The sequence below is a fragment of the Streptomyces typhae genome (assembly GCF_009755605.1).
GTDB classification, from domain to species: domain Bacteria; phylum Actinomycetota; class Actinomycetes; order Streptomycetales; family Streptomycetaceae; genus Streptomyces; species Streptomyces typhae.
The window spans coordinates 79,404-90,822 of sequence record NZ_WPNZ01000028.1; the positions used below are offsets into that span (position 1 = coordinate 79,404).

7 protein-coding genes are annotated in these 11,419 nt (G+C 70.9%); 3 read left to right on the forward strand and 4 right to left on the reverse strand.

What is annotated here, in order from left to right; all coding sequences use genetic code 11:
- Nucleotides 1-282 precede the first annotated feature (282 nt).
- The gene (nsdA, locus tag GPA10_RS35640; RefSeq protein WP_058847464.1) at nt 283-1,761 is read right to left on the reverse strand and encodes a transcriptional repressor NsdA; all 1,479 of its coding nucleotides are present in this window, start codon (nt 1,759-1,761) and stop codon (nt 283-285) included.
- An 817-nt stretch (nt 1,762-2,578) separates the two neighbouring features.
- Between nsdA and GPA10_RS35645 the strand changes: the two genes are divergently transcribed.
- Nucleotides 2,579-3,208, forward strand: coding sequence for a bifunctional DNA primase/polymerase (locus tag GPA10_RS35645; protein ID WP_058847465.1), 630 nt, complete (start codon nt 2,579-2,581; stop codon nt 3,206-3,208).
- A gap of 177 nt (nt 3,209-3,385) precedes the next feature.
- Here the strand turns inward: GPA10_RS35645 and ftsY are convergent, their stop codons facing one another.
- Entirely contained in the window at nt 3,386-4,606 is a 1,221-nt protein-coding gene (gene ftsY / locus GPA10_RS35650) for a signal recognition particle-docking protein FtsY (RefSeq protein ID WP_157169059.1), read from the reverse strand.
- A 227-nt stretch (nt 4,607-4,833) separates the two neighbouring features.
- On the opposite strand from ftsY, the gene GPA10_RS35655 reads away from it, so the two are divergent.
- On the forward strand, nt 4,834-6,285 hold the full coding sequence (locus GPA10_RS35655) for a purine-cytosine permease family protein (RefSeq protein ID WP_157169060.1): 1,452 nt from the start codon (nt 4,834-4,836) through the stop codon (nt 6,283-6,285).
- A 120-nt stretch (nt 6,286-6,405) separates the two neighbouring features.
- The gene (locus GPA10_RS35660) at nt 6,406-7,383 is read left to right on the forward strand and encodes an LLM class flavin-dependent oxidoreductase (RefSeq protein ID WP_157169061.1); all 978 of its coding nucleotides are present in this window, start codon (nt 6,406-6,408) and stop codon (nt 7,381-7,383) included.
- Nucleotides 7,384-7,521: 138 nt separating this feature from the next.
- On the opposite strand, the gene GPA10_RS35665 is transcribed toward GPA10_RS35660, so the two are convergent.
- Nucleotides 7,522-8,949, reverse strand: coding sequence for a sugar porter family MFS transporter (locus GPA10_RS35665; protein ID WP_058847469.1), 1,428 nt, complete (start codon nt 8,947-8,949; stop codon nt 7,522-7,524).
- A 276-nt stretch (nt 8,950-9,225) separates the two neighbouring features.
- Nucleotides 9,226-11,419: AAA family ATPase (locus tag GPA10_RS43075; RefSeq protein ID WP_198351798.1), on the reverse strand; the 2,194-nt coding region annotated here is incomplete at its 5' end.

Genomic DNA, 11,419 nt, shown 5'->3' on the forward strand with positions numbered 1-11,419 from the left:
TCTGCGGTGCGAGGTCGCGGTGCGAGGACGGTGGGCCGGTTGTGCGGCACGACATTGGCGGAGCGCGGTTTCGGCCAGTGCCGCTCGGTGTTTCGCCGCAGTGACGAAGGAGTCCTGCGTGTTACACGTCGATGAACGGCGTGCGGTACGGGACCGGCCGCGGCGGCCATCCGCGTGACCTGGCGATGGGGGAGCCGAGTCGGGCAGCAGGGATGGGCCGGCCGCGGCCGGGGTGTGCGGGGCGGGCCGCCGGGGCGGCCGCCCGCGGAGGGCGCGGGAACCTCAGCCGGCCTCCGCGGTCTCCGGCATGTCGACGGCGAGCCGGTCGGTCAGCTGGACCACTTCCGCCACGTCCCCGAAGTCCCGCAGGGCGTTCGCGACGGTCTTGCGCAGTCGGGTGTTGACCCGCTCGGAGCGCACCTTCTTGGCGATGTCCAGGGCCTCGCCCGCGAGCCGCGCGCTCTGCTCGGGCTCCTGCTGGAGCAGGTGGACGGTGGCCATGCCGATCAGGTTCAGTGCGTACGAACGCTGGTGCTCGGGGTCGTTGCCGAAGAGCGTGACGGCACGGTCCATGACGGGCTCGGCCAGGGAGGCGTACGTGGGGCTGCGGCCCGCCACGTAGGCCAGGTCGCGGAAGGAGTGGGCGTTCTCGCCGTTGAGCTCCGCCTCGGAGAAGAAGCGGATCCAGTCGGGCTCGGGCTCGTCCCAGTCGTCCGCGTCGGCGAAGGTGTCCTCGGCCATCCGCACGGCCCGTTTGCAGCGGCCCGGCTGGCCCATCCCGGCGTAGGCGCGGGCCTCCATCGCATACAGCATCGACTGGGTACGGGGGCTCGCGCAGTCGCGGCTGCCGTACTGCGCGAGGTGGATCAGCTCCAGGGCGTCTTCGGGCCGGCCGAGGTGGATCATCTGACGGCTCATGCTGGACAGGACGTACGACCCGAGGGACCTCTCGCCAGCCTCCTTGGCTGCGTGCAGGGCCAGGACGAAGTACTTCTGGGCGGTGGGCTGGAGCCCCACGTCGTAGCTCATCCAGCCGGCCAGCTCCGCCAGCTCGCCCGCGACCCGGAACAGGCGCTTGGCGGTGGCTTCGGGCTGGGGTTCCTGGAGCAGGTCGGTCACTTCGTGCAGCTGGCCGACGACGGCCTTGCGGCGCAGTCCGCCGCCGCACTGGGCGTCCCACTGGCGGAACATCACCGTCGTGGACTCCAGGAGGTCCAGCTCCGGTTTGGACAGACGGCCGGGGCGGCGCGGCACGAGCTGCTGTTCCGGCTCGCTCGCGGCGGGGGCGGAGGGTCCGGGCACGAGCCAGCGCTGCATGGGCTCGATCAGGGCGGGGCCCGCGGAGAGGGCGAGCGAGGTGCCGAGGAAGCCGCGCCGCGCCAGCATCAGGTCGCTGCGGCTGAACTCGCTGATGAGCGCGACCGTCTGGGGGCCCGTCCAGGGCAGGTCGACGCCGGACACGGACGGTGACTGGTGGGCGGCGCGCAGGCCGAGGTCCTCCACGGCGACGACGCAGCCGAAGCGCTCGGAGAACAGCTCGGAGAGGATGCGCGGGATGGGCTCGCGGGGGTTCTCACCGTCGAGCCAGCGGCGGACGCGGGAGGTGTCCGTGGAGATGTGGTGCGCGCCCAGCTGGCGCGCTCTGCGGTTCACCTGTCGCGCCAGCTCGCCCTTGGACCAGCCGCTGCGCACGAACCAGGAACCGAGCATCTCGTTGGGGCGCTTCTCGGCGTTCGCACCGCTACCGCTACTGCCGCCCACTGGAACGCCCCCATCCCTCAAGCCACTTGTCCGCGGTCCACGTCAAGCCCTAACAGAATGCCGTGCGTTGCGGCGGTCCGTCCTGAGAATGTCACCCTTCGAACGGGATACCGACTTGCCTCCGGCATACCCACGGGTGCGCCAAACTCCGGTCCGTGTACTGAACGTAATCCCACGATCACCCGCCCGGCGAGGGCCGATGCGGAAACGCCACCATTCGCCACCCCTTCGAATGAACTCCCGGACCGCCGCACGCGATTCACTTGACACACCACAACCGAAAGTGGGCGGAGCGGAGCACGTAGGGGCGCGGACCACGGAGTGCACCACCCGCAAAGCCTCCAGGCGCCGGTACGGACCGAGGGCCCGGGACAGCGAATGTCGGCGCACGTCGGCAAGAGTCGGCTTGAGACGTGCTCAACGCGCTTCAGGGCAGGAAGTCACGGTCCGATCCCTTACGTAACCACCGCAGAATCGACCCGTTGGAGGGGGCATGGGCTTCACGATCGGCGGCATCCGGGGAATCAAAGAGCCCCGGTCCGATGTCCGGGGGACGAAGGAGGCAGACGCGGCGCCGCGCGCGCCACGCGGCGCATGGGACCCGCGAGGCGCTCGGGGTCTACCGGGCCCTCGGGACCGGAGGGTCCTGAGGGGCACCAAGGAGTCGCGGGGCACCGAGGAGCCCACAGCCCCCGGCACCACCGACTCCAGCAGCTCCACCGACTCCACCGACCCCGCCAGCTCCACCGACTCCAGCAGCTCCACCCGAGAAGCCAAAGACGCCAAGGATGCCAAAGACGCCAAGGAGGCGAAGGAATTGCGCTCGGCGTCCCGGCGCCGCTGCCGTGCGGGCGCCCCGGAATGCACGGCCGTCGCCGAGTACACCGGACTGTGGGGCTGGGCCGCGGTGCCCGGCGCCCGTGCCCAGGACGGCCGCTGCTCCTGCGGCAGGGCCGACTGTCCGGCCCCCGGAGCCCACCCCCTCGACTTCGCGCCCGAGATCCCGGCAGGCGCCACGCTGAACGAGGTGTCCGCCGCCTGGGCGCAGTTCCCCGGCGCTGCCGTGCTGCTGCCGGTCGGACGCGCCTTCGACGTCCTGGAGATGGCCGAGCCCGCGGGGCGCCGCGCGCTGGTGCGCCTGGAGCGCATGGGCGTCCCGGTCGGCCCGGTGGCCGCGACGCCGGACGGCCGCACGCACTTCTTCGTCGCCCCCGGCGCCGCCGCCGAACTCCCCCAGCTGCTCTACCGCATGGGCTGGGACGACGCCGCCCTCGACCTGCACGGCCTGGGCCCCGGCAGCCACATCACGGCTCCGCCGTCCGACCGCGGCGGCCTCGGCCCGGTCCGCTGGCTCCGCACCCCCGACCCGGCCTCGGCGTCCGGCCCGCCGCCCGCCCGCCTCCTCCTCGGCACCCTGGCCTACGTCGCCCACCGCTCGCCCGCCTAGGGCGTGTCGGACAGCTCCCGGCCCGCCCCGCGAACACGGAAGGGCCCCGCTCCCAGCTGCACCCTGGGGCGGGGCCCTTCTTCCGTACCACGACGCGGGCGGCGGCGCGGATCAGTCCCGTACCGCAGCGCGGACGACGGCGGATCAGTCCCGTACCGCAGCGCGGACAGCGGCGGATCAGTCGCCGAGCAGCGCGTCCACGAACGCCTCCGGCTCGAACGGTGCGAGGTCGTCCGCGCCCTCGCCGAGGCCGACGAGCTTGACGGGGACACCCAGCTCGCGCTGGACCGCGACCACGATGCCGCCCTTGGCGGTGCCGTCGAGCTTGGTCAGGACGATGCCGGTGATGTCGACCACCTCGGCGAAGACACGGGCCTGCACCAGGCCGTTCTGGCCGGTGGTGGCGTCCAGGACGAGCAGGACCTCGTCCAGGGGCGCGTGCTTCTCCACGACGCGCTTGACCTTGCCGAGCTCGTCCATCAGGCCGGTCTTGGTGTGGAGCCGGCCCGCGGTGTCGATGAGGACGACGTCGGCGCCCTCGGCGATGCCCTCCTTGACGGCGTCGAAGGCGATGGACGCAGGGTCGCCGCCCTCGGGCCCGCGGACCGTGCGGGCGCCGACGCGCTCGCCCCAGGTCTGGAGCTGGTCGGCGGCGGCGGCGCGGAAGGTGTCGGCGGCGCCGAGGACGACCGAGCGGCCGTCGGCGACCAGGACCCGGGCGAGCTTGCCGGTGGTGGTGGTCTTGCCGGTGCCGTTCACGCCGACGACCATCACGATGCCGGGGGTCTCCAGGCCGGACTCGGTCTTCACGGCACGGTCGAAGTCCGTGCCGACGAGTTGCAGGAGTTCCTCGCGCAGCAGGGCGCGCAGTTCCTCCGGCGTACGGGTGCCGAGCACCTTCACGCGCTCGCGCAGCCGCTCGACCAGCTCCTGGGTGGGGGCGACGCCGACGTCGGCGGTCAGGAGCGTGTCCTCGATCTCCTCCCAGGTGTCCTCGTCCAGGTGCTCGCGCGAGAGGAGCGTGAGCAGGCCCTGGCCGAGCGCGTTCTGGGAGCGCGAGAGCCGGGCGCGCAGGCGCACGAGGCGGCCCGCGGTGGGCTCGGGGGTCTCGATCTCGAGGGCCGGGGGCGCCGCGGGCGCCTCCTCGACGACGGGCGCGGACGCTGACGGCTCGGCGACCGGCAGATCGACTTCCTCGATCGTGCGGCGCGGCTCGTCGCGTGGCGTCTCGGCCTCGTCGCCGACGTGGGGTTCGGTCGGCGGGGCGGTGATGGTGGGGGTGACGGAGGGGGCCTTCGCCTCGGGCAGCTGCTTCTTCTTGCGGCTGCCGACGACCAGCCCGCCGATCGCACCGACCACGACCACGGCGATGACTACAGCAAGGATGACGATTTCCATAACTCACCCAGTATCAGTCATGGGCCCTTCCGGCAGCCCTCTTGTGTTTTCCTCCAAAGGACATAGGCCACTAGCCGCCATTACTCGGACTAAAGTACGATGGAAGAGGCTGCGTCAACGCGCGTAGAGTCCCCTCAGATTCATCAGCCGTTTCTTCGGGCTGATCTCCCCCACCGGCCGGCGACGACGTCGACGCAAGCCGAGCGAGAGGCACGGAAGCACCCCTCATGAGCACCACCGACGAAACCGCCGCACACGAAGGCGCCCTGGAGACCCGCGGTCTTGAACCCGTGCCGGACTCCGAGCGCCACGGCAGGACCCGTGAGCTGTTCCCCACCTGGGTGGCCGCCAACATCAGCGTTCTGCTCCTGACCATGGGCGCCGGCCTCATCGTCTCGAACAAGCTGAACTTCTGGCAGGTCCTGGTCGTCGCCCTCGTGTCGCCCGTGCTGAGCTACGGCCTGGTGGGCCTCGTCTCCATCGCGGGCAAGCGCGGCGGCTCGCCGGGCATGACGCTCTCGCGCGCGGTCTTCGGCCAGCGCGGCAACCTCTTCCCCGGCGCGCTGATCTGGGTCGCCCGCTGGGGCTGGGAGACGATCAACGCGGTCACGGGTGCGTACGCGATCCTCACCGTGCTCGACATCTGCTTCGGGGTGAAGGCGAACACCGCCCTGAAGGTCGTCACGCTCCTCGCCTTCGTCGCCGCCACGTTCCTCATCTCGGGCCTCGGCCGCAAGGTGCTGCACGTGTGCAGCACCTGGTCGACGTACCTCTTCGGCGCCTTCAGCGTCCTGGTGCTCGTCTACCTCCTGAAGAACACCGACTGGTCCGAGGTCTTCGACCAGCCCGCGGGCTCCACGGCGATGATGATCGCGGGCATCGGCACGATCGCCGCGGGCGGCATCAGCTGGGTCCCGACGGGCCCCGACTTCACCCGCTACCTGCCGCGCACGGCACCGAACAAGCCGCTGGTCGGCCACGCCGTCGGCGGCGCCGCGATCGTCGTCGTGCCGATGGTCCTGATGGGTGCCGTGATGGCCGTCTCCACGCCGAGCCTGTCCTCCGCCCAGGACCCGGTCGCCTTCCTCGGCGACCTGCTGCCGACCTGGATCGCCGTGCCGTACCTGATCATGGCGCTGATCGGCATGCTCCTCATCAACTCCATGTCGATGTACTCGGCCGGCTTCACCGCGATGACCCTCGGCATCAAGGTCCCGCGCGCGTGGGCGGTCAGCGTGAACGCGGTCATCAGCCTGATCTTCGGCTACCTCCTGATGAACGTGGCGACCAGCTTCATGGGCTCGTTCATCTCCTTCCTGACCCTGCTCGCCGTCGCCTTCTCCGCCTGGATCGGCGTCTTCGGCATCGACATGCTGCGCCGCAGGACGTACGACGGCGAAGGCCTGATGGACACCACGCGCACCAGCGTCTACTGGTACCGGGCGGGCTTCGCCTGGCAGGCCATGACCGCCTGGGGCGTGGCGCTCGTCGTCGGCCTGCTGTTCACGAAGGTCGACTGGTTCACCGGACCGCTCGCCTCGTCCTGGATCGGGCGCAACGGCCTCGGCTGGCTCGTCACCATCGTGGTGGCGGCGGTCCTGTACGCGTTCCTGCCGCGGCAGCCGCTCGTCGAGAACGCCCCCGCGGGGCGCCCGGAGCCCGCCCCCGCGAAGGTGTGAGCGGCTTCCCCGAGCCGTCCGCCGCACCACTCTGGCGATCTGACTAACCGTCAGCTAACGTCCCCCTGCACCGCTCACGGTTCGCCGTCCCGGTGAAGCCGGTGAAGGGGGACGTTTCGCATGCCCGTCTCAGTCGTTCGCTTCAACCTCGTCGACCCCGTCGCGGACGCCCTCGGGGAGCGCTGCCGCGCCGCCGTGGAGATGGCCGCGTACGCCGACGTACACGGCGTGAGCACCGTCCAGACCGAGGAGCACCACGGCGCCGCCGACAACTGGCTGCCTTCGCCGTTCGCCTTCGCCGGGGTGGTGTTCGGGGCGACGCGGCGGATCGCGGTCACGGTGTCCGCGGTCATCGGGCCGCTGCACGACCCGCTGCGGCTCGCCGAGGACATCGCCGTACTGGACCTGCTCAGCGGCGGCCGCCTCGTCACCGTCGCGGGGATCGGCTACCGGCCCGAGGAGTACGCGGCCTTCGGCGTCGACTGGACGCGGCGCGGGCGGCTCCAGGACGAGCTCGTCGACACCCTGCTCAAGGCCTGGACCGGCGAGGAGTTCGTGTACCGGGGCCGCACCGTGCGCGTCACGCCGCGCCCGGGGACCCGGCCGCACCCGCTGCTCCTGGTCGGCGGCTCCTCGAAGGCGGCGGCCCGCCGCGCGGCCCGGTTCGGCCTGCCCTTCTTCCCGAGCGCGCACCTGCCCGACCTGGAGTCGTACTACAACGAACGGCTCACCGAGTACGGCACCGAGGGCTGGACGATGATGCCCGCCGCCGAGACGCCGCTCCTGCACCTCTCCGAGGACCCCGACCGCACCTGGGCCGAACACGGCGAGCACTTCCTGCACGAGGCGCTGACCTATGCGTCCTGGCAGTCCGAGGACGTCCGCTCCGCGGTGCGTTCGGCGGCGACCACGGTCGAGGAGCTGCGCGCCGAAGGGGTGTACCGGGTCCTCACGCCCGACGCCTGCGTGGCGTTCGCCGAGGGCGGCGCCGATCTCGTACTGCATCCGCTGGTCGGCGGGATGCCGGTGGACGAGGGCTGGCGGAGCCTCGTCCTGTTCGCCGAGCAGGTACTGCCGCGCTTGCGCGGCAAGGAGTAGAGCCCTTCTCAAAGGAGTAGGGCCCTTCTCATGAGAAGGGCGGTCCTTCCGCGAGAAGAGGGCGGAAATCGACTGCCCCGGCTCGGGCGTGGGCCCGAGCCGGGGCAGCTTCCTCAAGAGGAGAGGGGCAGCGGGGGGTTAGCCCATCTCCTCCAGGGTCTTGCCCTTCGTCTCCTTGACGAACTTGGCGACGAAGGGGATCGAGAGCGCGGCGAAGGCGCCGTAGATGATGTACGAGCCGGTCAGGCTCCACTCCGACATGCTCGGGAAGGTCTTGGTGATCGCGAAGTTGGCGAGCCACTGCGCGGAGGCCGCCACGCCGAGCGCCGCGGCCCGGATCCGGTTCGGGAAGATCTCGCCGAGCAGCACCCAGACCACCACGCCCCACGACAGCGCGAAGAAGAGGACGAAGGCGTTGGCGGCGATGATCGCGACCAGGCCCTGGCCGTGCGGCAGCGACACGTCGTCGCCCGATCCGGAGCGGTAGGAGAACGCCCAGGCCATGGTGAACAGCGCGACGGCCATGCCGGCCGAGCCGATCAGGGCGAGCGGCTTGCGGCCGATCCGGTCGACGAAGATCATCGCGATGACCGTACCGACGATGTTCACGATCGAGGTCTCGAAGGAGTACAGGAACGAGCTGCTCGGGTCGTGGCCGATGGACTGCCACAGCTGGTTCGAGTAGTAGAAAATCACGTTGATGCCGACGAGCTGCTGGAAGACCGACAGGAAGATGCCGATCCAGACGATCGGCAGGAAGCCGAACCGGCCGCCGAGCAGGTCCTTGAACGTCGACTGGTGCTCACGCCGCATCGCCGTCTCGATCTCGGCGGCGCGCGTGTCCACGTCCACCGTGGAGCCCTCGACCTCGGTGAGCACCTTCTTGGCCTCGGCCTGACGGCCGACGGAGATCAAGAAACGCGGCGACTCGGGGATCGCGAAGGACAGCAGGCCGTAGAGCACGGCCGGGATCACCATGACGCCGAGCATCCACTGCCAGGCCTCCAGACCGCCCAGCTTGCCGCGCTGGTCGCCGTCCGCCATGTTCAGGATGCCCCAGTTGACGAGCTGGGAGACGGCGATGCCGATGACGATGGCGGCCTGCTGAAAGGCGGCGAGGCGGCCGCGGTAGGCGGGCGGCGCGACCTCGGCGATGTAGGCCGGGCCGATCACGGAGGCCATGCCGATGCCCAGGCCGCCGATGAAGCGCCACATGGTGAGGTCCCAGGCCGCGAACGGCAGGGCCGAGCCGATGGCGCTGACCGCGAAGAGGAACGCGGCGATCTGCATGACCCTGATGCGCCCGATGCGGTCGGCGACCCGGCCGGCGACGGCGGCACCGACGGCGCAGCCGAGCAGGGCGGTGGCGATGATCCAGCCGAGCGTGTCGGCGTTCACGTCGAACCTGTCCTGGATCGCGACGGTCGCGCCGTTGATCACGGAACTGTCGTAACCGAAGAGGAATCCGCCCATCGCGGCTGCCGCCGTGATGAAGATGACATGGCCGAGATGGTCCGGGTGGGCCTCCCTGGCCCCGGGCTGCGGCGGCTGCGCTGTGCTGGTCACGTGTTCTCCTCGGGCCACCGGCTGCGTTGCCGGGGTGGGGGTGAGAGCTCTTCAAGTGGCGCACAACTTCACGTCGCCCACCACCTGAAGGTAAAAGCAACGTTGCAGAGACTATGCCTTCAAGTTTCGAAGTCAATAGGGGGTCGGTGGTGAAGCTGTCGCACTCTGAGGCAACGAAGGTGTGACATCGCGTTCAGAGTTTGAACACAAGGTGCCTCAGATGAGGGAAGACGAGTGAGCGAGTGAGGCGAGTGAGGCGAGTAGGGCGAATGGGGCCTAGCGGAGCCGCTGGCTGATCACCTTGGAGACGCCGTCGCCCTGCATCGACACGCCGTACAGCGCGTCGGCGACCTCCATGGTCCGCTTCTGGTGCGTGATCACGATGAGCTGTGAGGCCTCTTGCAGCTCCTGCATGATGCGGATGAGGCGCTGGAGGTTGGTGTCGTCGAGCGCCGCCTCCACCTCGTCCATCACGTAGAACGGGCTGGGCCGCGCCTTGAAGATCGACACGAGCATGGCGACGGCCGTCAGCGACCGCTCCCCGCCGGAGAGCAGGGAGAGCCGCTTGACCTTCTTCCCCGGCGGCCGGGCCTCGACGTCGACACCCGTGGTGAGCATGTTGTCGGGGTCGGTCAGGATCAGCCGCCCCTCACCACCGGGGAAGAGCCGGCCGAAGACGCCTTCGAACTCCCGCGCGGTGTCCCGGTAGGCCTCGGTGAAGACCTGCTCGACGCGCTCGTCGACCTCCTTCACCACCTGAAGCAGGTCGGCCCGCGTCTTCTTGAGGTCCTCCAGCTGCTCGCTGAGGAACTTGTGCCGCTCCTCAAGGGCGGCGAACTCCTCGAGGGCGAGCGGATTGACCTTTCCGAGCTGCTGATACGCCCGTTCGGCTGACTTGAGGCGCTTCTCCTGCTCACCGCGGTCGTAGGGCCGCGGCCGGTTGCGCGGATGCTCCGGGTCCGCGGGGAGCTCCTCGCCCTCGGCGGGCGGTGAGGGCGGCACGAGCTGGTCGGGCCCGTACTCGGACACGAGCCCCGCGGGTTCCACACCGAGTTCCTCCAGTGCCTTGGTCTCCAGCTGCTCGATGCGCAGCCGCTTCTCAGCACCTAGTACCTCGCCGCGGTGGACTGAATCAGTCAACTTGTCCAGCTCGGCCTTCAGGTCACGGCCCTGCGTCCGCTCGACCGCGAGTTCCCGCTCGCGGACCTCCTTGGCGCGCTCGGCGGCGGCCCGCTCCTGCTCCGCCCGGACCAGGGAGACCTCCACGTGGGCGAGCAGCTGCCGGGTGCCGGAGGCGACCGCCTCGGCGACGGCGGCCTCGTGGCGCAGGCGGGCGCGGCGCTGCTCGGCACGCGCGCGTGCCTCGCGTTCGGCTCGGGCCGCGCGGTCGAGCGAGTCGGCCCGTCCGGCGAGCCCCTTCACACGCTCCTCGTGCGTACGTACCTGGAGCCGCGCCTCCATCTCGGTCTGGCGGGCGTTGGCGCCGTCGGCCACGAGCCGGTCGCGCACGGCGGAGTCGGGCTCCTCGTCGGCCGGCATCTCCTCGGCGACGGCGAGCCGTTCGGCCAGCTCCTCGGCCTCCGTGAGGGCCTTGTCCAGGGCTTCCTGCGCCTTGGCCGCCGCGCCCGCCGAGCGTTCGGCCTCACCGGCGGCGCCGCGCGCCTGCCCCGCGAGGGAGCCGAGGCGCTGGGCGACGGCCGACTTCTCCCGGTCGGCGGCGCGCCGCCGCTCCCCCAACTCCTCGACGAGCGCGGCGCACTCGCGCCGCCGCTCCCCCGCCCTCTCCTGAGCCGTCGCCAACTCCTCGCACCGCGCTCCGAGTTCGGTCAGCTCGGCCGCCGCCTCGTCGACGGAGGCCTGCACTTCGAGGAGGCTCGGGGCGCCCGCGGACCCGCCGTGCGCGAAGTGCGCGCCGAGCAGGTCGCCCTCGGCGGTGACCGCCGTCAGCTCCGGATGCGCGTACACGAGGTCCTCGGCGTCCTCCAGCGACCCGACCACCACGACGTCCCGCAGCAGCCGCCGCACGGCGGGCATCAACTCGGCGGGACCCCGTACGAGTTCGGCGGCACACGGCGGTACGTCGCTCCGTGGCGGTACTTCGTCGCGTGGCGGTACGTCGTCGCGCGGCAGTACGTCGTCGCGTGGCGGTACGTCGCCGGGGGTCCCGTCCGTACGACCGGCACTGCGCTCTCCGCGCTTCGCCTGGCCTGTGAGGGCATCGGCGGCGCCGGAGTCGTGGGGTCCCCGGGATCCCTGAGAGCCGTGGGACCCCTGGGACTGCTGGGACCACTGGTGCCCCTGGGACCACTGAGAGTCACTCGGGTCGCTTTCAGCACCGGCAGCACCGGCAGCACCGGCAGCACCGGCAGCACCGGCAGCACCGGCAGCACCGGCAGCACCGGCAGCACCGGCAGCACCGGCAGCACCGGCAGCACCGGCAGCACCGGCAGCACCGGCAGCACCGGCAGCA